We start from the raw sequence: 23,097 nt of genomic DNA on the forward strand, positions 1-23,097 counted from the left end.
TGGCGGAGACGGAGTCCGTGGGGCGGCGTCCGAAGAGGCCGGGCGGTTCCGTCCGCCGCGGGACGGAACCATCGCCGCCCCACGACCCCAACCCACGACACGGAAGGAAGTGAGCACCCCATGCCGTTGCTCGATCCCAAGCCGGAGACGCTGCGACCCCGTACGACGGAAAGACCGTCCGTCGACCGGGTCGCCGACGACCGGGCGTCCGGCAGCCCGGACGGCCTGCGGGACGCCCTGGTCGCCGAGCTGGGCGCGCACAAGGTACTGCACACGATCTCGGACCTGGTGAGATACGCCTCCGACGCCAGCCCCTACCGTCTGGTGCCTCGCGTGGTCGTCATCGCCGAGACGGTCGAAGACGTGGCCACCGTGCTGCGGTTCGCCCGCGACAACGGCCGCCACGTGGTCTTCCGCGCGGCCGGCACGTCCCTGAACGGTCAGGCCCAGGGAGACGACATCCTGGTGGACGTACGCCGCCACTGGACCGGCCTGGAGGTCCTCGACGGCGGGAACAGGGCGCGGATCAAGCCGGGTACGACGGTGGGACGGGCCAACATCACACTGTCCCGGCACGGCCGGCTCATGGGCCCCGACCCGGCCAGCTCCAGCGCGTGCACCGTCGGCGGCGTCGTCGCCAACAACGCCTCCGGCATGACCGCCGGCACCACCCGCAACTCCTACCGGCTGCTGTCCTCCCTGACCGCGGTGCTGCCCTCGGGCACGGTGGTCGACACCGCCGCCCCGGACGCCGAGGCCCTGCTGCGGGCGGCGGAACCGGAACTGTGCAGGGCCCTGCTGACGCTCAAGGACGAGATCGGGAGCGACAGAGCGCTCGTGGCGCGCATCCGCACCAAGTACGAGCTGAAGAACACCAGCGGCTACCGGCTCGACGCCTTTCTCGACGGCTCCGACGCCGTGGGAATTCTCCGGGGCCTCATGGTCGGTTCCCAGGGAACCCTGGGCTTCATCGCCGAGACCGTCTTCGAGACCGTCCCGCTGGACAGGACGACGTACACGGCGCTCCTGTTCTTTCCCGGCCTGCCCGCCGCTGCCGCCGCCGTGCCGCTCTTCAACCACGCCGGAGCCCGTGCGGTCGAGCTGATGGACGGCAACACCCTGCGCGCCTGCGCCGACGTGCACGGAGTCCCTGACGACTGGCGGGATCTGCCGCAGGACACCGCCGCGCTGCTGGTCGAGTTCCGCGCCGCCACACAGGACGACCACCTCTCCCACCGGCGCGCCGCCGCGGACGTGGTCAGGGGACTGGAGCTGGTGGCGCCGGTGGCTTCGGTGACCAACAGCTTCGTGACCGACCCCCGCGTGGTACGCACCTACTGGCACGCCCGCGAGGCGTTCATGACAGCCGTGGGCAAGGCCAGGCCCACCGGCACGACGCTGATCACCGAGGACTTCGCCGTGCCGCCCTCGCGCCTGGCCGAGGCGTGCGAGGCACTGGCGCAGATGCAGCGGAGCTACGGCTACACCGCCGCCGTGGCCGGCCACGCGGCCCACGGCAATCTGCACTTCCTGCTCGCCTTCGACGCCGCACGGCCCGACGACGTCGAGCGCTACGCGGCGTTCATGGACGAGTTCTGCGCCATGGTGATCGACCGGTTCGACGGCTCCCTCAAGGCGGAACACGCCACCGGCCGGAACATGACCCCGTTCCTGGAGGCGGAGTGGGGCCCCCGGGCCACGGAGATCATGTGGCGGGTCAAGCAGGCGTTCGATCCCCACGGCGTGCTCGCGCCGGGGGTGGTGCTGAACCGGGACCCCAGGGCCCACCTCCAGCACCTGAAGACCATCCCCACCATCGAGGCCGTCGCCGACCCCTGCATCGAATGCGGCTTCTGTGAACCGGTCTGCCCCAGCCGTGATCTGACGACGACACCCCGGCAACGGATCGTGCTCCGACGCGAGATGATGCGTCAGCCCGCCGACTCGCCCGTCACGGACAGCCTGCTGGAGTCGTACGGCTACGACGCCGTGGACACCTGCGCGGGCGACTCGACCTGCAAGATCGCCTGCCCGGTCGGCATCGACACCGGAGCGATGATGAAGGGGTTCCGGCACCAGCGGCACGGCGATCTCGCCGAACGGAACGCCGAACGGGTCGCCGAACACTTCGGAGCCGTGGAATCGTCGGTGCGCGTCGCCCTCGGCGCAGCCGAACACGTCGACGACCGGTTCCTCAACCGCGCCACCACCCTCGCCCGGAAGGTGGTCACCTCCGATCTGGTGCCCGAGTGGATCAGCGCGATCCCCGCTCCGGCTCCCGCGCACCTGCCCCGGACCCGGCGCGAGGGCGCCGCCGCCGTCTACTTCGTGGCCTGCGTCAACCGGATCTTCGCGGGACCCGAGGGCGGGGAAGACCTCCCGCTGCCGGAGGCCGTCGTCAGGCTCTCCGAACGGGCCGGCCTCCCCGTCTGGGTACCCCCGGACCTGGCCGGTTCCTGCTGCGCGACCATCTGGCATTCCAAGGGATACGACGACGGCAACACGTTCATGGCCAACCAGACCGTCGAGCGGGCCTGGGAGTGGACGGACGGCGGCAGGCTGCCCCTCGTGGTCGACGCCTCTTCCTGCACCCTCGGAATCGGACATGAGATCGTCCCGTACCTGACGCCGGAGAACAGGCGCAAGCACGAGCGGCTCGACGTCGTCGACTCCCTGGTCTGGGCCGCCGGCCAACTGCTGCCGCACCTCACCGCGTTCACGAAGATCGACAGCGCGGTCATCCACCCGACGTGCTCGATGCGGCACCTCGGCGATGTGGAGCAGCTCGACGAACTCGCCGCGTTCGTCGCCCACGAGGTGAGCGTCCCGGTCTACGCCGAGTGCTGCGGCTTCGCCGGAGACCGCGGCATGCTCCACAAGGAGCTGACCGAGTCGGCCACCGCCCACGAGGCAGAAGAGGTCCTGGCGGGCAGTTACGACGCCTACCTCTCGGCGAACCGCACCTGCGAGATCGGCATGGAGCACGTCACGGGCCGCCCCTACCAGTCGGTCCTGCTGCTCCTCGAACGCGTCACCCGGCCGGTCTGACCACAACCGCCCCCCTTTCTTGAAGCCAGCACAGGAGAACCTCATGCGTATCGCCAACCTGTCCGGACGGCTGGCCCTCGTCACGGGCGAGCGGGCCGTGGACGTGCACGAAGCCAGCGACCACCGATTCTCCGCCGACCCGCAGGCGATCTTCGAACGGTGGGACGAATTCCGGGCATGGGCCGCCGACGCGGCCCTCGGCACCGGCACCCCCTTCGACCCGGCCGATCTCGGCGCACCGGCGCCGGCGCCGCGCCAGCTGTTCGCCATCGGCCTCAACTACCGCGAGCACGTCGCCGAGGCCGGATACGGCGCCCCCGAAGGCATGCCACCGGTGTTCACCAAGTTCGCCGGCAGCATCAGCGGACCCGTCACCGACGTGGTGCTGCCGGAAGGGGGAAACACCGACTGGGAGGTCGAACTGGTCGTCGTCATCGGCCGTCCCGCCCGGCGGGTGCGCGAGGAGGACGCGTGGGACCACGTGGCCGGCCTGACGGTCGGGCAGGACCTTTCGGAGCGCGTCCTGCAGATGAGCGGTCCCGCGCCCCAGTTCGGCCTCGCGAAGTCCTACCCCGGGTTCTCGCCCATGGGCCCCTGCCTGGTCACCCCCGACGAGTTCGACGACCCGGACAACCTCGAACTCACCTGCAGCGTCAACGGTGAGCAGGTACAGCACGGTTTCACCCGGCAGCTGATCTTTTCCGTTCCGGCTCTCCTCGCCAAGCTGTCGGCGGTGCTGCCGCTGTCACCCGGGGACGTCATCTACACCGGCACGCCGTCGGGTGTCGGCCTCGGCCGCACGCCGCAGCGGTGGCTCCGGGCGGGCGACGAACTCATCAGCTCGATCCAGGGCATCGGCGAACTGCGTCAGCGGTTGCTGTCCGCGTGACCCCCGGCGTCGTCGCCCATGCCTCGTGGGTCGCGACGACGCCGTCCACACATCCGGAGAGATAGGGAAGTTCGTGTTCCATCGCATTCTCGTCGCCATCGACTCCAGTCCGGCCCGTCGTTCTGCCGTACGTCTGGCCGGTGACATGGCCAGGCTGACCGGGGCCGAGGTCAGCGTTCTGCACGTCGTGGCCTCCGCGGCTTCCTTCGCCGCAGTGGTTCCGCTGGAGGAGGACACGGAAGCCAAGGCCGTCCTCGACGAAGCCGTCACCACGCTGCGCGACGGCGGCATCCACGCCGAGGGTGCCGTCGTGAACGCCCTGACGACCCGGACAGCCGCCACCATCTCCTCCGCCGCCGAGGAGTTCCAGGCGGATCTCCTGGTCCTCAGCCCCCACCGGCACGGGTTGTTCGCAGCCCTGTTCAACCCACGCGTCAGCGACGCGGTGGTTCACCACAGCAGCATCGCCGTACTCCTGACGCCCGGGGACGGCGAGGGCGAGCGTCGGTGAGCCGGCCGCGGTGCTCCTGCGCCGCGCCGAACGCCGTCGAGGCGGCAGCGGAGGAACAGCGCTCCGCCCCCGCCCCGTGAACCGGCCCGACAGGGGCCGAACCAGAACCTCTTCACATCCCGACGACCCGGCACGTCGCGTCGCGGTCTCCGTGACCCGACGTGCGAAGAAAAGAGAATCCATGTCCCAGCTCAGGACGAGAACGCGCGCCGGCCTTCTGGCCTCGGTCATGGCGGCGGCCGCCGCCGTGACCATGGCGGGGCCCGCGTCCGTGGCTTCCGCCGCGGTTCCGCAGCAGAACGTGCGTTTCGTGGCGCACCTCGACATCACCGAGGGGCAGCGTCCCGAGAACATCACCCTGGAACCCGGCGGCAGCGCCGTGGTCACCTTCGCGTACAGCCGTCAGATCGCCCGGATCGCCCAGGACGGTACGGTGCGGATCCTCGCCACCCTGCCCGCTCCTCCGGCCGGTTCCGTCACTCCCGCTCTGTCGCAGCCGTTCCTCGGCGGCATCGTCCGGGCTCAGGACGGCACCCTGTACTTCCTCTACGCCACCGGCAGCAGGGACCTGACCGGCGTGTGGAGCCTGCGCCCCGGCGGAACCCCGCATCGCGTCGCCGCGCTTCCCGCGGAGGGTCTGCCCAACGGACTCGCCCTCGACCAGAGCGGACGCCGCCTGTACGTGGCCGACTCCGTCCTGGGCACCGTCTGGCGCGTGCCCGTGACCGGGGGCGCCCCCACGCGGTGGAGCACCGCCCCCGAACTGGCTGCCGCCGGATTCCTCGGAGCCAACGGCATCAAGGTGCACGAGGGCTCGGTGTGGGTTTCCAACCTCGACAAGGGCACCGTGCTGCGCATACCGGTCACCCGGCAGGGCACCGCCGGAACCGTCCGGACCCGTGCGACCGGCCTGATCAATATCGACGACTTCGCGTTCACCGGCTCCGGTGACACTCTCCTGGCCGCGATCAACGCGGACAACGAGATCGCCCTGGTCGAGCCGAGCGGCCGTCACACCACCGTGCTGACGGGAGCGGACGGAATCGAGAACCCCACGTCGCTCGCCGTGCGGGGCACCACCGCCTACATCGCCAGCGGCGCGTACTTCACCAACAACGATCCCAACCTGCTCGCGGTGCGGACCGCGGCACACCGGTAGGCCGGTCCGCCGGCATGCGGCCCCGTACCCCTCCCGACTCCGGGACGGGTACGGGGCCGTACGCGTGCGTCACGGAGGGCCCACGCGCCGGGTGCGCCCTTCACGAGCGGGGAGCGCGGCCCCGCGTTGACGGAGAGCGCCCGACTCGTTGACCCGGAGCGCACCGAGGCGGCCGCGTGCGCTCCGGGCGTGGTGGTCCCGGCTCGATCTGCCCTACGGTGTTTGCACGGTTCGGGAGTGAGGGCGTGGTCGCGAGTTCTGGGGGGAATGCTGAATGCCGGTGCGTAGGGCGGGAGGCACGCCGGATTTCGGAGCCACGCTTCGTGGGCTGCGACGGGAGGCTTCACTCACCATCGAGGGTCTGGCGGAAGCCTCGGGGGTGAGCGTCCGCGCCATCGGTGACCTGGAGCGAGGAAGACGGGCGGTGCCACGGCCGCGTACGGCGGCCGCTCTTGCCGAGGGGTTGGGACTGTCCGGGTCCGGGAGGCAGCGCCTGCTCGGCGCGGCCCGCGCCGGCCGCAGCGACGGGTACACCCCTGTCGGTGTGCGCGCCGTACCTGGGGAAATACCCGACTTCGTGGGGCGGCGGCGTGAGCTGGCACGGCTTGAGGAACTGGCGGAGCGGATGTCCGGCGGCCGGGCGCCGGACGGCTCGGACGCACAGCCGACGATCGTGGCTGTCTCGGGGCCGCCCGGAGCGGGCAAGACGACGCTGGCGCTGGAGGCGGCCCGCCGGCTGGCCGGCCACTTCCCCGACGGGCAGGTCGTGGTCGACATGCGGGGACTGGACGAACAGGCGCCCGATCCGGGCGGGCTCATGATCGGCGTGCTGCGGGCTCTGCGGGTCACCGACAAGGAGCTGACGCACGTGGGTGCGCAGGGGCACCCCGAGCTGTACCGGCGGACTCTGGCGGCGCGGCGGTTCGTACTCGTCCTCGACAACGCGCGTGACGAGGCACAGGTGCGTCCGCTGCTGCCCGGCTCCGGCAAGGGAATCGTGGTGGTCACGAGCCGACGCCTGCTCACCGGCCTGGAGAGCGTGCACCGTCTGCCGCTGGACGGGTTCTCGCCGCGCGAGGCCGCGTCCCTGCTGAGCACCTTCATCGACGGGGAACGCGCGTCGGCCACCGACGCCGCCGAGCTCGAAGAGGTCGCCCGGTACTGCGGCCGTCTGCCGCTCGCGCTCCGGCTGGCCGGGAGCCTGCTCGCCACGCACCGGACGTGGTCGGTGCGGCGGCTGGCGGAGCGGCTCGCCCCCGACGACAGCCGCCTGGCGGTCCTCGACGCCGGAGACATGCGCGTGTCCGCGGCGTTCGGCCTCTCCTACCGGCAGCTCACCGAGGAAGCCGCCCGCATGTTCAGGCTGCTCGCCGTGCTCCCGGGCCCGGACGTCTCCACGGCCGTGGCCGCGCACTTGTCCGGGCAGGGATTCTTCGACGCGGAGGACACCCTGGAGGAACTGGTGGAGAAGGGCTTGCTGGGCGTCGCGGGCGACCGGTACCGGCTGCACGACCTGCTGCGGCTCTACGCCCGGACGAGGCTGCACGCCGAGGAGACCCCCGGCGACATCGCGTGCGCCCGGAGCGGCGCGCGCGAGTGGCCGCTCCGGACCACGGGGGCGGCGGACCGCTGGTACGAGCCCGGCCACGGGGCCCCGTCCACCGTCCGGCAGGAGGATGTCACCGCTCTCCGCGGAGGAGGGACACGACCGGCTGCCGGCGCAGGGCACGGACCGGCCGACCGCCTGCGGAGTCACCGGACCGACTGCCGGAAAGGATCGGTCACCTCCGTGCCCGCGTGCTGATCCGCCGTACGCGTCGTCGCGCCGCTCTGGTGACGCAGGGCGCGCCATTCGCGGGGGGAGAGGCCGTAGGCGCCGCGGAACACCCGGCTGAAGTGAGCGGGATTGACGAAGCCCCAGCGTTGCGCGACGGCCGACACGGTGGGCATGGTCCGGCCGCGCCGGGCCAACTCGTACGCGCACCTCTCCAGCCGACGCCGCTGGATCAGCCTGCCGACGGTGATGCCTTCGTCCTCGAAGAGCCGGTGCAGATAGCGCACCGAGATGTGGTGCGCCCGTGCCACGGACTCGGGGGACAGGGCGGGGTCGCCCAGATTCTCGTCTATGTGCCTGCGGACGCACCGCACCAGATGGTGCCGGGTGGTCGCGGCTCCCTCGGCCGGCCCCTCGTGCCGTTCCGCGACCAGGGTGGCGAAGAGATCGATGAGACCGTTGACCAGACCGTTCGTGGTGGAGGCCGAGCAGGTGTGGGCGGAGGTGGCCACGATCGTCAGGACGGGCTTCAGAACCGCGGCGCAGCCCTGACCGGTCGTGAACGCGGTGCCGGCGATGCTGTCGAGTGCCTCGTCCGAGAGGGCCAGCGCGTGGCGCGGGATGTAGACCACGTGGACGGAGAAGTGTTCCGGGTGGTCGAGGAAGTACGGGCGTGAGGTGTCGTAGACGAAGAGGTCACCCGGGTCGGCGGTGACCTGGCGGCCCGCCTGGACGAGGACCGTCCGGCCGGTCGTCTGGACACCGACAGCCATCAGCCGTTCCGGGGACCGCTCGATGTGGGACTTCGTCCGCCTGACGAGTCGGGCGCCGGCTTCGACGGTGGACGTCCGCAGGGCCCCCACACGCTCGGTGACGATCCGCCCGGTGAAAGGCTCAGTGCCGTGCGGCACGACTGTCACGGGCACCGGATTCCGGTCCACCGTGTCGTGCCGGACCGCGAGGCCCTGTTCCTCGCGCTTGAGGGAAGTCAGCAACACCGGGCTCATCCGGTTCTCCTGTCGAACGTAGTCATGGGCCGGAACTTCCCAGCCGTGGCACGCACGGACCGGGCGGTTGTCCGGCGCCTGGTGAGGACGTCGAACAGGCAGGCTGCGCGTACGCAAGCGCCCTCGGGCGAGCCTCCCGACGGGGGCCGGACAGCGGGGTCGTGGCCGATTTCCCCGTCCTGACCAGCAAAGCCGCCGACAGCGGGCGACTCCAGGCACCTAGCAGGCAGAAAAGGCGCCAGGTCCTGCCTGCGGAGGCGTTCCACCAGGTCCGGGGGACCGGAGTGCGGGAGCCGCTCGCGCGGCGAAGGCCGCTGGGCGCGGGGCGGCGGCCGTACGCGCGAGGTGCTCCGCGGGACCGGTGGCGGAGTCGGGGCAGCCGGCCGATGGGCGCCGCCCTCCGCGTACGCGTTCCGTCACCGTACTTCCAGAAGCAATGGTGGATGCGCAGAGCGACAAGGCGCTTCGTGTCCGTGTTCCTAGGGTGGCGGACAGGAAACCACTCAGTCGCTTCTCTGGAGCCCACATGAGCCAATCGCTCACATCGGTCACGTGCGATGTCACCGCTTTCGTCAGCGTCTCCGAGGACCGGCGGGTTCCGCTGCCCAGCCGGCTCCGTTACGACCCGACGGATCCCTATGCCGTCCGTCTCTCCTTGGGAGCGACCATGGACGGACCGGTTGTCTGGACGTTCGCCCGTGCGTTGCTGGTCGAGGGGATGCGCCGGCCGAGCGGTGCCGGAGACGTGCTGGTCCTGCCCCGGCACCCCTGGCTTCCGGACACCCTGCGCGTGGTCCTGCGGTCCCGCGCCGGAGCCGCCCTGGTCGAGCTGCCGGTGCCGGAAGTCGCGCGCTTCCTGGACAGCGCCGGCCGGCTGGTGCCGCCGGGGACGGAATGCGCGTACGTCGACGTGGACAGCGGACTCGCACAGCTCACGGGCCGCAGCGACTGAAGAGCGACGCGCGCGGAGCGGTCACTCCCGAGCGCGCACCCACCGGCGCGTTCACCTCCCTGGAGAACCTGCCGTGCGCCGCCGCGCCCGGAACGGGCCACGGCCTCCTCACCGTCGTGGCGCTCGGGGGCAACGCACAAGACGCGCAGAGACAAGTCCCGTTCTGGTGCGATGGGTACGTTCATCTCGGCATTCGCGGCTTTCACCTCGGAAGGTCCCGTTGCCGAAGCAGGCCCGGGAAGCCGAGGGCCGGGGCACACACCAACCGATCGGTACCGCCCCGTCACGGGGACCGGGCGACTTCAGGCCCCGCCTGCGCCGACGCCGCCGCAGGCGGAGCTCGTCCCGTCGCCACGCCCGGCACGCGTGCTCGCCGCACCGGCCGAAAGCCCGGGCTCGTGCGTCCCGTACGAGGACATCCCCCCGGCACACCGAACAGCACACGCCGGACGCCGCTCACCGACGGGCGGGCGTCGCCCGTCACGGCACCGGATCCGGAAGCCGCCGGCCCGGTGGTGCGCCCCGAGCCCCCGGAACCGACCCGTCCCACCGTCCAGCAAGAGGAATGAGCCCGATCATGTCGCATGCAGAGAAGCCGACCGTTGTCCTGGTGCACGGTGCGTTCGCGGACGCGTCCAGCTATTCCGCCGTCATACCCGAGTTGCTCAAGAAGGGACTGGACGTCGTCGCCCCGGCGGTTCCCAACCGCAGCCTGATCGGGGACGCCGCGTACGTGGCCTCGGTGGTCCGTCAGATCGACGGACCGGTGGTGCTGGTCGGTCACTCCTACGGCGGCGCCGTGATCACGGTGGCCGGCGTGGAGGAGAACGTCGAGGCCCTGGTCTACCTGTCGGGCTACGCGCTGGAGGTCGGCGAGAGCCTGGGCGAACTGCAGGGCCGGTTCCCGGACTCGGATCTGGCCGCGGCGCTGGTGTACTCGCCGTTCCCGATCGAGGGTTCGGACACTCCGGGTACGGACGTGTCGGTGGAGGTCGACGCGTTCCCGGCGATCTTCGCGGCGGACGTCGATCCGGAACTGGCGAAGGCGCTGGCGGTCTCACAACGTCCGCTGGCCGCGCAGGCGTTCGCGGACGTCGCGCCGGCCGCCGCGTGGAAGACGAAGCCGTCCTTCGGCCTGGTGTCGTCCTCGGACCACACGATCAACCCCGACGTCGAGCGTTTCGGTTACGAGCGTGCCGGCATGACCACCATCGAGGTCGACTCCTCGCACCTGGTCATGCTCGCCCACCCCAAGAAGGTCGCGGCCTTCATCGAGGAAGCCATCGAGGCCACCTCCAAGTAGTCCGTGTTTCCGGACCCCTTCCTCCGGCTCTTCCTCCGGACCTCAGGCCCTCTTCCGGCCTGCTCCTCAGGCCCTCTTCCGGCACGGTTCGCAAGCCGTCCCGAGCAGAAAGACAACGATGAACACATCGATCTCGCGCCGCACCATGACCCTTTCCGCGGTGGCCGGTGCGGCCGCCCTCGGGGCCACCGGCATCGCCCACGCCGCCCCTTCGAAGACCTCGGCCGCCGCCAGGGTGCCCGAGCCGAAGGAGCAGCTGCCCACCATCGTGCTGGTGCACGGCGCCTTCGTCGACGCCTCCAGCTGGACTCCCGTGGTGCAGCGGCTCCAGCGTCAGGGCCACCGCGTCGTGGTTCCGCCGAACCCGCTGCGCGGCGTGGCCGGTGACGCCGCCTACGTACGCAGCGTCCTGGACGGCATCGACGGCCCGGTCCTGCTGGCGGGACACGCCTACGGCGGTTCCGTCATCAGCCGTGCCGCGGTCGGTTCCGCCCAGGTCAAGGGGCTGGTCTACATCGCGGCCTTCGTCCCGGACGTCGGCGAGAGCGCCGCCGGGCTGAGCGACAGGTACCCGGGCAGCTCGCTCGCGGGGACCACCGTCGTCCAGAAGTACCCGCTGCCCGGCGGCGGTCTGGGCGACGAGCTGGTCATCAGGCAGGATCTGTTCCCCCAGCAGTTCGCGGCCGGCGTCGCCAAGGCAACCGCCCGGACGATGGCCGTCGGACAGCGCCCGATCACCGTGGCGGCGCTGAACGAACCGGCCACCGCGGCGGCCTGGAAGAAGCTGCCCACCTGGTACCTCATCGCCACCGAGGACCGGAACATCCCGCCGAAGGCACAGCGCTGGATGGCCGCGCGGGCCAAGGCGCACACGATCACCGTGCACGCCCCGCACGCGGTCCCGGTGAGCGACCCGCGTGCCGTCGCCGATCTGCTCGACAAGGCCGCGCACGCCGTCAGCGCCGCCCACTGACCCCACACCGGACGTACAGCCCCCGGCGGCAGCCCCGCCCTCCGACGCCACCGGCTCGGCGCCCCGGGTGACCCGGGGCGGACGCACCGCCTGCTGCCCCTCCTCGTCTGTCGTGGTGACAACAGACATCGCCGATCATGGCGACGGCTGAGGAAGGGGCGGCCCGGGGCGCCGGTTGCAGCCGAGTGACGAAAGAAGGTGCAGATGTCCAGCACAAGCAAGCTCCCCGCCCCGTCCCGGACGACGAACCCCGCCCCGGACGTGCCCGGCCGGCTGGTCGCCCTCCTGGCCGTGGCCAGCGGCCTGACGGTCGCCAACCTCTACTACGCACAGCCCCTGCTGTCCTCGCTGAGCGACGTCTTCGGCGTCCCCACGGCGACGACCGGCGCGCTCGTCACGCTCACCCAGGTCGGCTACGTGGTCGGCATGCTCTTCCTGGTGCCGCTCGGTGACCGGCTGGAGAAGCGGAAACTCGTCACCGTCCTGCTGACGATCACCACCGCGGCACTCGTCGTGGCCGGCCTCGCCCCGAACTTCCCCGTGCTGCTCGCCGCCTCACTGGTCGGCGGAGCCACCTCGGTCGTCGCACAGATCCTGGTGCCGTTCGCGGCGAACCTCGCGCCCGACCACGCCCGGGGACGCGTCGTGGGCCGGGTCATGAGCGGTCTGCTCACCGGCATCCTGCTCTCCCGCACGCTGAGCAGCCTGATCTCCGACATAGCCGGCTGGCGGGTCGTCTTCCTCGGCTCCGCCGTCCTCATGGCCCTCCTCGCGGTGGCGCTCCGCGTGTCCTTGCCGCAGCACGCGCCCACCACCTCGTCCCCGTACCACCACGTACTGCGCTCCACCTTCCAGCTCCTGCGCACGCACCCGATGCTGCGGCGCCGAGGTCTGTACCAGGCGGCGATGTTCGCCGTCTTCAGCGCCTTCTGGACCACTGTCTCCTTCGTCCTGACCGGGCCCCGCTTCCACTACTCCGCGATCGGGGTGGGCGTCTTCGCCCTCGTCGGCGCCGCGGGTGCCGCCGTGGCCCCGCTCGCCGGCCGCTGGGCCGACCGGGGACACGCGCGTCCCGCGACCGGCATCGCTCTCGTGGTCGCGGCACTGGCCTTCGCCCTCGCTGGCTTCGGCGGACACAGCATCGTGCTGCTCGCCCTCGCCGCGATCTTCGTCGACGTGGCGGTGCAGACCACGCTGATCCTCGGTCAGCACACCATCTACGCCCTCGACCCCGGTGCCCGTTCCCGTCTCAACAGCGTCTTCATCGCGATCTTCTTCACCGGTGGCGCGATCGGCTCCCAGCTCGGAACGGTCGTCTACGAGAGGTACGGCTGGAACGGACCGACCGTGCTGGGCGCCGCCCTGCCGCTGCTCGCCCTGGTCTACTGGGCCTTCGAACGGCGGCCGCGGCAGGGTGTCACCGGCTGACAGCCGCCGGGAGCGCGGATGATCCGGACCGGCGAACTCCTCGTGCGACGTACCGCCTGGGCCGTGTCTGACCATTCCCGCCGGGGGGCGGTGTCAGACACGGCCCAACACGTCGTGGACACCCCGCCGGCACACGGTCGCGCCCTGACAACGGCCACGCCGTCGCGCCCGCGCCCGCGCCCGGGCCTCCGGAGCGAGGTGGTGGCGGGCCCCCTTGGCCGTGTCCGCCCCTCGGCCGTGTCCGCCCCCTTGCCGTCGGGCGGCCGTCGCCCCCGCCCGCGCGAGGGCGGCAGCGGTGCGGCATCCCCATGTACCTCGTACGCAGGGCAGATAGCACATTCGTGTGAGGTGCGGACCCCGTAGTACTTGGCAGGGTGGCGGAAGGCCCACAGGCCGAGAAAACGAGAACGTGGCGTCGGACGCGGCATCACCCGGAACGAGGAGAGAGCTGATGGAAGCCCTCTGCACCACTGACGCGGTGCCCATCCACCAGAGACCGGCCTACTGGCAGGATGCCGTGTCGCGCATGTTCCCCTCGGTGGACGTCGACGTCCCCCACGGTGAGTGCCGGGGGACACTCAGACTTTCCCAGCTCGGTCCGGTGCGCGCCATCACCGTTCAGGGCGAGGCCATGCGCATACACCGGTCGGCCCGGTCGGCCGCCGCGGACCTCGACGACTCCCTGATCGTGGTGACACCGACCGAGGGGACCGTCCTCGTCGACCAAGGCGACGGAGGCACCCGGGTGAGTCCCGGAGCGACCGCCTTCTGCGACCTGACTCGCCCGCTGAGCATGGACTTCTCCCCCGCCCACCAGGCGAAGTGCCTCGTCGTGCCGCGATGGCTCCTGAGCCTGCGGGACGACGAACTACGGCGGCTGACGGCAACACCCGTCCGTCCGGACAGTCGTTCGGGTTCCCTGTTGTCGCTGCTGCTGACGCAACTGGTGAACACGGCACCGACCCTGCCCCCGGGCACCGGTGAGACGCTGGTGCGCAACGTCGTCGACCTCATCTGCGTCCTGGCGGGCGAGCAACTGCACCGGACGGCCGACGACAGGCCCGAGGCCGCGCAGCACCTGACGCGCCGGATCCAGGAGTACATCGACCGGCACCTCGGGGATCCGGATCTGACCCCCGGATCCATCGCTCGGGTCCACAACATCTCCGTCCGGTACCTGCACAAGCTCTTCGAGCATGAGGGCATCACGGTGAGCCGGTGGGTCCAGCGCCGTCGTCTCCACGAGTGCCGCTGCGAACTGGCCAGCCGCACAGCATCCGGCCGGACCGTTTCCGCGGTGGCCCGCCGATGGGGGTTCACCAGCGCCGCCCACTTCAGCCGTGCGTTCCGGACGACCTACGACATCTCCCCGGCCGAGTGGCGGCGTCTGGCCCGTCAGAAGACCGGGGCGCCGGCATCGCCCGGTAGGGCCGGAGAGCACGAGGCCACCCCCGGGCCGCTGTCGAGAAGCGCGGACCTTCGCCCCGCCGGGTACGGCACCGGTGCCGAGGCGGCCTGATCTCCGGCCGTCTCCCGCCACCCGGCCCGTGTCGCCGAGCGGTCCTTCCCGAGGCCGCCCCGGCATTCCGGGCGATCGCCGCGACTCCCTTGCGAAGGCGCCCGAGCGGTGGTCCGAAAACTGTAGGGATCACCCCATGTCCGGTCGCCCCGGCGTTGTGCAAGATGAAATCATGGGCATCAATATCGTGGTCGTCGACGACGATCCCGGGTTCCGGCGCATCGCCACCACACTGCTGATGTCACGGGGCCTGCGGGTCGTGGCGGTATCCGCCGACGGCGCCTCCGCCCTGGCCACGGTGCGGGCACATCGCCCCCACGGTCTGCTGCTCGACCTGCACCTGCCCGACATGGACGGTCTCACTGTGGCCCGGCAGCTGGCCGAGGAGAACGACGGGCCCCTGGTGGTGCTCACCTCCACCGACAAGCTGCGCATGTCGCGGGAGGAGCTGGTGCGTGCGGGCATCGTGTCCTTCGTCACCAAGGACAAGCTGTTCGACGCCGATCTGCGGGGTCTGTTCACCCCGTCCGCGCCCTGAGGTCCGTCCAGGGCAGCGGCCTCGCCCCGCCCGGCCGCTCGCCGCGACGCCGTCCGTCCCGCTGCCGGCCGTCGCCTACTGCCCGAGGTAGCGCAGCACGGCCAGCACCCGACGGTGCTGTCCGGACGCCCCTTGACCCAGCCCCAGCTTCAGGAAGATGCCGGTCACGTGCCGCTCCACGGCCGCGACGCTCACGAAGAGCTGCTTCGATATCCCCGTGTTGGAGTGGCCTTCGGCCATCAGGGCCAGGACCTGCCGCTCCTTCGGAGTGAGCGCGGCCAGCGGGTCCTGCGGACGCTTGCGACCCAGGAGCGCCGAGATGACGTCCGGGTCGAGTGCCGACTCCCGGGCCACGACCCGCTCGACGGCGTCGATGATGATCCGAGGGCTGGCCACCTTCTCCTTCAGGAGGTAGCCCACGCCGCTCGGGTCGTCCCCGACCAGGTCGAGCGCGTAGGAGGCGTCGAGGAACTGGGACAGGACGATGACGGCGGTCTCCGGTCGCGCGGCGCGGATCTTCCGGACGGCCACCAAGCCGTCCGCTTCCAGATCCGGCGGCATCCGGATGTCGGTGATCACCACGTCGGGGAGGTGTTTCTGGGCGACGTGCACGAGGTCCACCGCGTTGTCGACGGCCGCGACCACGTCGATGCCCGCCATGCGCAGGATGGCCGCGATGCCTTCGCGCATGATCGGCTGGTCTTCTCCCAGCACCGCCCGCAATGGTTGGTTCATGAACGAATCCTAAGGCCCGCACCCGGCGGGCTTCGTCCCGTCAGGGTGCTCGGGCAGTCGGCACGTACGCGTGCCGCTTCGGCCAAAAGCCCTGGTGGCGCGGGTACGAGCAGGTGCGGCCGTCTGCCGGCCACACGCGTTGAACCCGTCTCCCTCCGGGCGTCACGCGGAAGCGTCCTCGCCCTCGACCTCCCGCGCGTACAGGCCGGCCAACCGGACCCGGGAGTGCACGCCCAGCTTCTCGAAGGCATGGCGCAGATGCGTGTTCACGGTGTGCGGGGACACGAACAGCCGCTGGGCGGCCTCGCGGTTGGTGGCACCGCGCGCGACCAGTCGTACGACGCTCAGTTCGGATTTCGTCAGCCCGCGCCACTTCGTGTCCACGGAGTCGGGCGCCGGAGTACGCGGGGCGGGCAGCGGCCGGGCACCCGGCCCGGGGACCCTGGTGCGCACCCGTCGCCCGTCGCGCTCGGCGCCGCAGGCGTCGTAGAGACGGAGCGCCTCATCGAGGTGCGGTCGAGCGGTACGGCCGCCGGCCGCGGCGCACTCCCCGGCGTCTTCCAGGGCGCGGGCCCGCAGCAGGGGCCGGGCCTCGCCGTGGAGCTCCGCCGCCTCGACGAGCAGGCCGGCATCCCGGGCGAACAGGCCCCGCGCGTGCACGGCGGCGGCCGCGAAGAGCGGCAGACCGGGATTGAGCCGGGCTCGTTCCTCGGCGAAACCCACCGCCCAGGCGGCCACCGCGCGTTGCCCGGCGGCGAGTGCCGCCTCCGCCAGCAGGACCACGTCCCCCGCGTCCCAGCAGGTGGTGTGGAGGAACCCGCGGCGCAGATGGGCGGCAGCGTCGCGAAGCTGACCGGGCGTCAGAGGCGCGGACCGGTGTCCGGCGAGCAGCAGCGTGATCCACGCCCCCGCCTGCCGTGACGGCGCGGCGTCGCCCGCGGCGAAGCCGTCCGCGAGGGCCGCGCACGATTCGAGTTCCGCGTCGTCGCCGGTGTGGAGGGCGATCCGGGCCCGGGTGATCGCCAGTACCGCCCCGCTCGCCGTCGCGGAGCCGAGAAACTGCGTCCCGGACCCGGCCGCCACCAGTTCCCGTGCCGCCTCCGACGGTCGGCCCGCGTCCAGCAGGAGTCGCGCCCGTGCGGTCCGCCACAGGGCCAGATGCGCCGGACGGCCCCCTGCCTCCGAGTCCGCCAGACCGTTCTCCACCAGCTCCGCGGCGGCCCGGCCCGCACCGGCCAGTCCCAGGAGCGCGGCCCGCCAGGACATCGACAGGACCACTTCGGGCAGAGCGGGTCCGTGCGCGGGGTCCAGCTCCGCGACCTTCCGCGGCACCGATTCGCTGCGCCCGAGCGCTTCCTCCCACCGCCGGTGCCGCCCGGCGCTCATCGACCGCAGAGTTCGTTGCGTGAGATCGCCCAGCGGGTGCGCCCCCCGGACACGCGCCAGGGATTCGTCCACCGCTCCACCGGTCTCGCCCGCCAGCAGGCGGTGCAGCAGGGCAGTCGACAGGAGCTGGTCCTTCAGTGGCTCAGGTACGTCGTGGTGGTGCAGGGCCCTGCGCACGTGGGCCTCGCCGTGGGGCACCGGGAGGTGGCTGCCCGCCCGCACCAGGTCGAGGCACACCCGCGCGTGAGTGACCGGGTCGGGCGGGGTCCGCAGCACGTCCCGCGCCAGCGCGAGGGCCCGGTCGGCGTCGCCGGTCTCCCACAGCAGTGGTACCAGCCGAGCCGCCAGCCGCATCCGGCGCGGCAGCGCGGTGGCGCTCAGGTCCATCGCGCTGCGCAAGTGCGCCGCGGCAACGGCCGGCGCGTGGGGTGCCATCTCCCCGGCCGCGGTCTGGAGAACCCTGATCGCCTGCTCGTCACCGACCTCGGCGGCCTCGGCGATCTCGGCCGCCAGCGCCGTGGCAGGTGTGCCGTCCGCGAGCCGCAGGCCGACCGAGCGCCTGCGTACGGAGAGCCGTACGGGCACGGGCAGCGTGGCGTTCACGGCCTCGCGCACCGAAGGAAGCGCGAAGGTGAGGAGTTCCCGGTCCGCCCGCATGACCTCTGCCGCCAGTACCTCCCGCAAGGGGCGGAGCAGGGCGGCTTCGTCGCGACCCAACATCCGGCACAGGTGCCCGACACCGACACCGGCACCGTTGTCGAGCGCGGAGGCGACCAGCACGAGGTCCTTCGCGGCAGGCGTCAACTGCTCCAGCCTGCGGGTGACGACAGCGCTCGCCACCCGGTCCCCTCCGGTGCGGACACCCCGGTCCCCACCGGCCTCCGCGATGAGCAGGGTGCACAAGTGGCGGACGGCACCCGGCAGACCGCCGACGAGCGGCAGGTACGGCTTCGCCTGCTCGGCCTTCGACCCCAGAAGGTCACGGACCAGCAGATGTACGGCTTCGGAAGGCAGGGGGGTGAGTTCGAGGGACGCCGCTCGCTCGGTGAGCAGATCGCGGCGGAGCGACGTGACGGCCGGCACGTCATGGTGGGACCGCGCGGCGAGCAGCCACAACAGTGGCAGGCCGGCGAGCCGTGCCGTGAGCGTCCGCACGGCGAGCAGGGTCAGGGCGTCGCAGTGCTGCACGTCGTCGAGGACGACGACCACCGGCTGGACCCGACAGAGGTCCCGCAGACGGTCCTCGACCTGCCGCAACGACCGGCACGGCTCGCCGGACCCGCCGATCCGGGCGGCGGGCGCCGGTGCGAGGGCCTCCAGCAGCGGGGCCAGCGGAGGCAACCCGCCTCCCGCGACGCCCGTTCCGGCCAGCACCAGTGCTCCGGCCAGGGCCGCCTCCTCGGCGGCGAGCGCCAGTAGGTGGGATTTCCCGGCGTCGGCGGAGCCCTCGATCCACTGCACCCCGCCCTCATGGCGGTGCGCGAGCCGCAGCACCAGCCCGCGGAGCTGGGCCCACCCGGGGCGGTGCGGGCGCGCGGACGTCAGGAGCGTCCGGCCCGCGGCGCCGTTCGTCGCCGGAGGGAGGTCGGTCGCCCGGATCATGGCAGCCTCCAGTGGTATGTGAGCCGCGCGGCACCGAACGCGGTGGGGCGCGGGCCGTGCCGCGTCGGCGGGGAGCGGCCTGCGGCCCTCGTGGTTCGTCATCGGCCCCGTCACAGGTGTGGTGTTCTCGGTCATGACACAGGATGTGTCAGCACCGCGGCCGGTGGCTGTCAAGGGCACCTGAGGTGCACCGGGGGGCGTGCCTCACGGACACCGTGGGGATAACCCCACGTTCGCGCGTACTCCGGTCCGGCCCGACGAGGAGCCGGGGAACAGCGGGGTCAGTCCGGAATCGGGATCCGGATCCGGATCGTGCTGCCGCCGCCGGGCGGGGAGTCGATGGCCAGCTTCCCGTCGAAGGCCGCCACCCGGTCCGCGAGCCCGGTCATCCCGCTGCCGGCGGTGGCCATGTCCATGCCGCCGATCCCGTCGTCGGAGACTCTGATGCGCAGCATGTCACCGAACTCGACGCGTACGTCTATCCGGGACGCCTGCGCGTGCTTGACCGCGTTGGTCACCGCCTCGGCCACCACGAAGTACGCGTTCGACTCGACGGTCGTGGAGATCCTGCGCTCGTCGCTGCTCTCGACGACCACGGGCACCGGGCACCGTGCCGCCAGGTCCTGCACCGCCGCGACCAGCCCCTTCACCGTGAGTACGAGGGGGTAGATACCCGACGCGAGTTCCCTCAGCTCGTTGATCGCCGTCTGGGCGTTGTCGATCGACTGGTCCAGCAGGTCGGCCGCGGACGTCTCCGTGTCGGGAATCAGCTCCCGCGCGAGCCGCAGCCCGATCATCAGGCTCACCAGGCGCTGCTGCGCTCCGTCGTGCAGGTCCCGGGCGGTGCGACGGTGTACGGCCTCGGTGTTCTCCATGATGCGGCGGCGGCTGTCCTGGAGAGAGGCGGCCATGTGATTGAAGGAGGTGCCCAGCGTCCCGATCTCCGCCACCTTGCTGGGGGCGACGCGCACACTCAGGTCGCCACCCGCCAGTTCCCGTGCGGCTGCCGCCGCCCCGCGCACCGGCCGTACCACCGCGCGGTGCTGGAGCGCCGTGAAGGCGCCCACGAGCACGGTCGACGCCGCGAGCCCCAGGGCGGCGGCGAGCACCGCCTGATGGCCATTGGCCTCGGCGGCGTCCTCGCGCTCGGCCAACTGAGCGCGCTCGTCCTTCTGGTAGCGATCGAATTGTGCCCGCAGCACATCGACGCTGGCCTTGCCCTCGGACGTCTCCTTCAGATCGGCGGCCGCGGAGTCACCTCGCCGGATCATCTCGACCAGAGGTATCGAGTAGTCGTCGAGGAAGGACTGCACCCCCCGCGCGATCCGCTCGGCGGCACGCCGCTGCTCGGGGGAGGTGGTGCAGGTGGTGAACCGCCGTGTTTCCGCCGGCAGCGCGTCGCGCGCGGCGACCCACGGTGAGAGGAAGTCCTCGTGCCCGGTGATGAGGTACCCGCGCTGCCCCGTCTCCAGGTCGACGAGCAGTTGTTCCATGTCACCGGCCTCGACGAGAGCGGTCCGGGAGGCACGCCTGGCCGCAGTGGCGCTGTTCGAGTCGGAGATGGCCCACAGCAGGACGGTGAAGCCGACACCGATCAGCAAGGCGAGCAGGCCGCTCGTCGCGATGGTGACGCTCGTCAGTCCCAGGGGCCGGCCCCGGTGTTTCCGCCACGCGTTCATGGTCCGCCCGCCGATGGAGGTTGTTGAGACCTCCAGAGTGTGCAACGCGGCTACGGTCGAGCGAAAACATGTCCGAATGCTGTGCCGACAGAGTTGCATTCTTAGTGATGAACCGTGCTTTGTCGGTGCATGTCGTTTTCTGTGGCAGGCCAAGGCCAAGGCCAAGGCCAAGGGGGAGGCCAAGGGGGAGGCGCGGGCGGAGTCCAAGGCCAAGGCGGAACGTGGTGCTGGTGGGCGGCGCTCAGTGGACGTCGAGCTCGGCGAGGCGTTCCCGGGCCGTGGCGGTGTGCTGGGGATTGGCCACCGACCCGAGGGCGAGGCATCGGGAGAAGGCGTCCCTGGCCTCGTCGCGGTGCCCCGCGGCCAGCAGGGCGTTGCCGAGGTGGACCAGAGCGCGGCTCTCCAGCCCCGGAAGGCCGCTGGCCCGGCAGAGATCCACGGCGGTCCGCAGGTGGCTGACCGCCTCGGACCAGTTCGCCAGACCGCTGTGGGCCTGGCCGATGGACGCCTGCAGGTTCGCGCGGACGAAGTCGGCGCTGTGCGGTTCGACGAGGTCGCCGGAGTGCTCCAGGAAGGCGAGCGTGCGTATGTGCTCCGTGATGGATTCCTCGAACCGACCTGCTTCCAGGAGGGTCTGGGCGTAGCTGCTCATGGCGTGCAGGGTGCCGTGCAGGTCGCCTGCGGCCTCGAAGAGCTCTGCTGCCTCGCGATTGTGACCCGCCGCGTCGTCGTGGTCGCCGAGCAGGCTGAAAGCCCAGGCCGTGTAGCTGTGGGCCCAGCCCTGCTGGGGAAGATCCTCGGCGCGCCTGGCGGCTTCCAGGGCCCGGGCGGAGCGGCCGAGGCTGTCCTGGTGGCGGCCTTCGCACACCAGCAGGGCCCAGGCGTGGTAGTTGAGGTGGGTGGCTTCGAGGAGGGGGTCGCCGAGGGCCTGGGCGGAGCGGGCGGCGGTGCCGAAGACCTCGGGCCAGTGCCCCCAGAAGATCCATTGGTCGGAGAACCAGTGCAGGCTTTCGGCGACTTCGACGACGGTGGTGTGGTCGCCCGCGGAGGCGGCCGCGCGCAGGGCGGCGAGCCAGTTGGTGCCTTCGGCCTGGAGCCAGTGGCGGGCGCGTTCGGCATCGGACAGGTCGACGATGCCCTGCCAGCTCGGGGACGGGGCGCCATGGTCGGGTTCGTACCAGCGGCCCGCCACGACGGCGGTCTCCAGCAGCCAGCGGCGCAGTGCCGACCGGGCCGCCTCGGCCTCGGGGGCGGGTTCCTCGGCCTGCAGCAGACCGCGGGCGAACAGGCGCAGCAGGTCGTGGAGGCGGTAGCGGTCCTGGTCCGTGCCCAGCAGCCCGGTCTCGACCAGCTCGTCGAGGATGTCCTCGGTGTCGAACAACGGCAGCCCGGTCAGCTGGGCGGCGCAGGCCGCGCCGGCATCAGGGCCCTCGACCAGCGCGAGGAGCCGGAACAGGCGGGCGGCGGTCGGGGTGAGCTGGCGGTAGGACAGGTCGAAGGCCGCCGAGAGACGGAGGTCACCGGCGGTCAGGGTGTCCAGGCGGCGTTCTTCGACGGCGAGGCGGTCGGCGAGGCGGCGTACGGTCCAGCCGGTGCGGGTGGCCAGCCAGTTGGCCGCCACGCGCAGCGCCAACGGCAGGTGCCCGCAACGGCGGGCGACCTCGGCCAGTGCGACCGGATCGGCGTCGGCGCGCTCCCGCCCCACCACGGAGGCCAGGAAGACGTCGGCTTCGGCGGGAGAGAGCTCGCCGATGGGCAGACGGTGGACATCGTCCAGACCGGTCAGCATCCTTCGGCTGGTGACCACCACCATCCCCGCGCCGGCGCTCGGCAGGAGCGGGCGGGCCTGGTCCTCGTCGCGGGCGTTGTCCAGCACCAGAAGGCACCGGTGCTCGGCCAGCACCTGCCGGTACAGCTCCGGGTGACCCTGCGGGCCCGCCTTGGACAGGTCCCGGTCGGACACCCCCAGCGCCTTGAGCACGCGAAGCATCAGCTCGGCCGGATCGGGCGGGCAGTCGTCCATGCCGCGCAGCTCCACCACCAGTTGCCCGTCGGGAAAGCGGTCGGCCAGCTCGCGGGCGGCGTGCAGCGCCAGGGTGGTCTTGCCCGATCCCGGCGGCCCGGACACCGCCACGACCACCGGCAGCCCGGTCGGTGTCCGCTCCGCCAGTTCCGTCAGCCGTGCCAGCTCCGCCTCCCGGCCGACGAAGTCGTCGATGCCGCGGGGGAAGGCGCGCAGCCCCGCCGGACCGGAACGGGGGATCTGCCCGGAGCGGGCGGCGGCCAGCAGCCGTTCCCGGTGTTCCTCACCCAGTCCGAGCCCGATGGCGAGTGCGGCGACCGTTCCCCGCTGGGGAGTCGCCCGCCGGCCCCGCTCCAGATCCCCGATTCCGCGGACGCTCACCCCTGACGCCTCGGCCAGTGCCTCGATCGTCAGCGACGCCTCCAACCGGAACTGCCGCAGCAGTGCCCCGAACTTCACATCACCCGCGTCGGCCATCGACGGCTCATCCCGCTTTCTCGCACAGCCTGCACCCCGAACCCCACCGACATCATGCCCGAGCAGGGTCGGGCACCCGCGGGGAGGAGGACGC

General features: G+C 71.7%; 16 protein-coding genes. 11 read left to right on the top strand and 5 right to left on the bottom strand.

All coding sequences use genetic code 11. The annotated features are described in order from the left end of the window. Positions 1-120: 120 nt before the first annotated feature. From OG599_RS28870 to OG599_RS28890, 5 genes are all read left to right on the top strand, one after another. The gene (locus OG599_RS28870; RefSeq protein ID WP_327178892.1) at positions 121-3,048 is read left to right on the top strand and encodes an FAD-binding and (Fe-S)-binding domain-containing protein; all 2,928 of its coding nucleotides are present in this window, start codon (positions 121-123) and stop codon (positions 3,046-3,048) included. A gap of 43 nt (positions 3,049-3,091) precedes the next feature. Next, positions 3,092-3,937: a fumarylacetoacetate hydrolase family protein gene (locus tag OG599_RS28875; RefSeq protein ID WP_327178893.1), complete on the top strand. Its 846-nt coding sequence runs from the start codon at positions 3,092-3,094 to the stop codon at positions 3,935-3,937. Between the two features lie 73 nt (positions 3,938-4,010). Continuing rightward, on the top strand, positions 4,011-4,448 hold the full coding sequence (locus tag OG599_RS28880) for a universal stress protein (RefSeq protein WP_266711451.1): 438 nt from the start codon (positions 4,011-4,013) through the stop codon (positions 4,446-4,448). A gap of 181 nt (positions 4,449-4,629) precedes the next feature. Next, positions 4,630-5,607: a hypothetical protein gene (locus OG599_RS28885; RefSeq protein WP_327178894.1), complete on the top strand. Its 978-nt coding sequence runs from the start codon at positions 4,630-4,632 to the stop codon at positions 5,605-5,607. Positions 5,608-5,881: 274 nt separating this feature from the next. Continuing rightward, positions 5,882-7,411 (top strand): helix-turn-helix domain-containing protein, encoded by a 1,530-nt coding sequence (locus OG599_RS28890; RefSeq protein WP_327178895.1) that lies wholly within the window; start codon positions 5,882-5,884, stop codon positions 7,409-7,411. Here the strand turns inward: OG599_RS28890 and OG599_RS28895 are convergent. Beyond that, a complete protein-coding gene (locus OG599_RS28895) occupies positions 7,360-8,388 on the bottom strand; it encodes a helix-turn-helix domain-containing protein (RefSeq protein ID WP_327178896.1) in 1,029 nt (342 codons plus the stop codon). The two genes, OG599_RS28890 and OG599_RS28895, sit on opposite strands and share 52 nt — an antisense overlap. Before the next feature lie 526 nt (positions 8,389-8,914). On the opposite strand from OG599_RS28895, the gene OG599_RS28900 reads away from it, so the two are divergent. The 6 genes from OG599_RS28900 to OG599_RS28925 all read left to right on the top strand — a co-directional run bounded on the left by OG599_RS28900 (position 8,915) and on the right by OG599_RS28925 (position 15,101). Next, positions 8,915-9,340 (top strand): SsgA family sporulation/cell division regulator, encoded by a 426-nt coding sequence (locus OG599_RS28900; protein ID WP_327178897.1) that lies wholly within the window; start codon positions 8,915-8,917, stop codon positions 9,338-9,340. A 577-nt stretch (positions 9,341-9,917) separates the two neighbouring features. After that, positions 9,918-10,643 carry an alpha/beta fold hydrolase gene (locus tag OG599_RS28905; RefSeq protein WP_327178898.1) on the top strand — a complete coding sequence of 242 codons (726 nt, stop codon included), beginning with the start codon at positions 9,918-9,920 and terminating at the stop codon, positions 10,641-10,643. A gap of 118 nt (positions 10,644-10,761) precedes the next feature. Beyond that, on the top strand, positions 10,762-11,616 hold the full coding sequence (locus tag OG599_RS28910) for an alpha/beta fold hydrolase (RefSeq protein WP_327178899.1): 855 nt from the start codon (positions 10,762-10,764) through the stop codon (positions 11,614-11,616). Positions 11,617-11,820: 204 nt separating this feature from the next. Next, positions 11,821-13,044, top strand: coding sequence for an MFS transporter (locus tag OG599_RS28915; RefSeq protein WP_266711464.1), 1,224 nt, complete (start codon positions 11,821-11,823; stop codon positions 13,042-13,044). A 451-nt stretch (positions 13,045-13,495) separates the two neighbouring features. Beyond that, complete coding sequence (locus OG599_RS28920; protein ID WP_327178900.1) at positions 13,496-14,563, top strand: helix-turn-helix domain-containing protein; 1,068 nt, start codon at positions 13,496-13,498, stop codon at positions 14,561-14,563. Positions 14,564-14,735: 172 nt separating this feature from the next. Beyond that, entirely contained in the window at positions 14,736-15,101 is a 366-nt protein-coding gene (locus OG599_RS28925) for a response regulator (RefSeq protein ID WP_266711468.1), read from the top strand. 75 nt (positions 15,102-15,176) lie between these two features. Here OG599_RS28925 and OG599_RS28930 read toward each other — a convergent pair whose 3' ends face one another. The 4 genes from OG599_RS28930 to OG599_RS28945 form a co-directional block, all read right to left on the bottom strand. Then, entirely contained in the window at positions 15,177-15,836 is a 660-nt protein-coding gene (locus OG599_RS28930) for a response regulator transcription factor (protein ID WP_327178901.1), read from the bottom strand. A gap of 162 nt (positions 15,837-15,998) precedes the next feature. Further along, the gene (locus tag OG599_RS28935; protein WP_327178902.1) at positions 15,999-18,824 is read right to left on the bottom strand and encodes a helix-turn-helix transcriptional regulator; all 2,826 of its coding nucleotides are present in this window, start codon (positions 18,822-18,824) and stop codon (positions 15,999-16,001) included. Between the two features lie 281 nt (positions 18,825-19,105). Continuing rightward, on the bottom strand, positions 19,106-20,548 hold the full coding sequence (locus tag OG599_RS28940; protein ID WP_266711474.1) for a CHASE3 domain-containing protein: 1,443 nt from the start codon (positions 20,546-20,548) through the stop codon (positions 19,106-19,108). Positions 20,549-20,744: 196 nt separating this feature from the next. Beyond that, positions 20,745-23,003 (bottom strand): ATP-binding protein, encoded by a 2,259-nt coding sequence (locus OG599_RS28945; protein ID WP_327178903.1) that lies wholly within the window; start codon positions 23,001-23,003, stop codon positions 20,745-20,747. Between the last annotated feature and the right edge of the window lie 94 nt (positions 23,004-23,097).

The sequence above is a fragment of the Streptomyces sp. NBC_01335 genome, assembly GCF_035953295.1.
GTDB lineage: Bacteria > Actinomycetota > Actinomycetes > Streptomycetales > Streptomycetaceae > Streptomyces.

Excerpts from the sequence above, each read along its gene's own strand:
- OG599_RS28925 (WP_266711468.1), top strand. The coding sequence starts at position 14,736 with ATGGGCATCAATATCGTGGTCGTCGACGACGATCCCGGGTTCCGGCGC.
- OG599_RS28910 (WP_327178899.1), top strand. The coding sequence starts at position 10,762 with ATGAACACATCGATCTCGCGCCGCACCATGACCCTTTCCGCGGTGGCC.
- OG599_RS28900 (WP_327178897.1), top strand. The coding sequence starts at position 8,915 with ATGAGCCAATCGCTCACATCGGTCACGTGCGATGTCACCGCTTTCGTC.
- OG599_RS28895 (WP_327178896.1), bottom strand. The coding sequence starts at position 8,388 with ATGAGCCCGGTGTTGCTGACTTCCCTCAAGCGCGAGGAACAGGGCCTC.
- OG599_RS28935 (WP_327178902.1), bottom strand. The coding sequence starts at position 18,824 with ATGATCCGGGCGACCGACCTCCCTCCGGCGACGAACGGCGCCGCGGGC.
- OG599_RS28890 (WP_327178895.1), top strand. The coding sequence starts at position 5,882 with ATGCCGGTGCGTAGGGCGGGAGGCACGCCGGATTTCGGAGCCACGCTT.
- OG599_RS28930 (WP_327178901.1), bottom strand. The coding sequence starts at position 15,836 with ATGAACCAACCATTGCGGGCGGTGCTGGGAGAAGACCAGCCGATCATG.
- OG599_RS28915 (WP_266711464.1), top strand. The coding sequence starts at position 11,821 with ATGTCCAGCACAAGCAAGCTCCCCGCCCCGTCCCGGACGACGAACCCC.
- OG599_RS28875 (WP_327178893.1), top strand. The coding sequence starts at position 3,092 with ATGCGTATCGCCAACCTGTCCGGACGGCTGGCCCTCGTCACGGGCGAG.
- OG599_RS28905 (WP_327178898.1), top strand. The coding sequence starts at position 9,918 with ATGTCGCATGCAGAGAAGCCGACCGTTGTCCTGGTGCACGGTGCGTTC.
- OG599_RS28945 (WP_327178903.1), bottom strand. The coding sequence starts at position 23,003 with ATGGCCGACGCGGGTGATGTGAAGTTCGGGGCACTGCTGCGGCAGTTC.
- OG599_RS28870 (WP_327178892.1), top strand. The coding sequence starts at position 121 with ATGCCGTTGCTCGATCCCAAGCCGGAGACGCTGCGACCCCGTACGACG.
- OG599_RS28885 (WP_327178894.1), top strand. The coding sequence starts at position 4,630 with ATGTCCCAGCTCAGGACGAGAACGCGCGCCGGCCTTCTGGCCTCGGTC.
- OG599_RS28920 (WP_327178900.1), top strand. The coding sequence starts at position 13,496 with ATGGAAGCCCTCTGCACCACTGACGCGGTGCCCATCCACCAGAGACCG.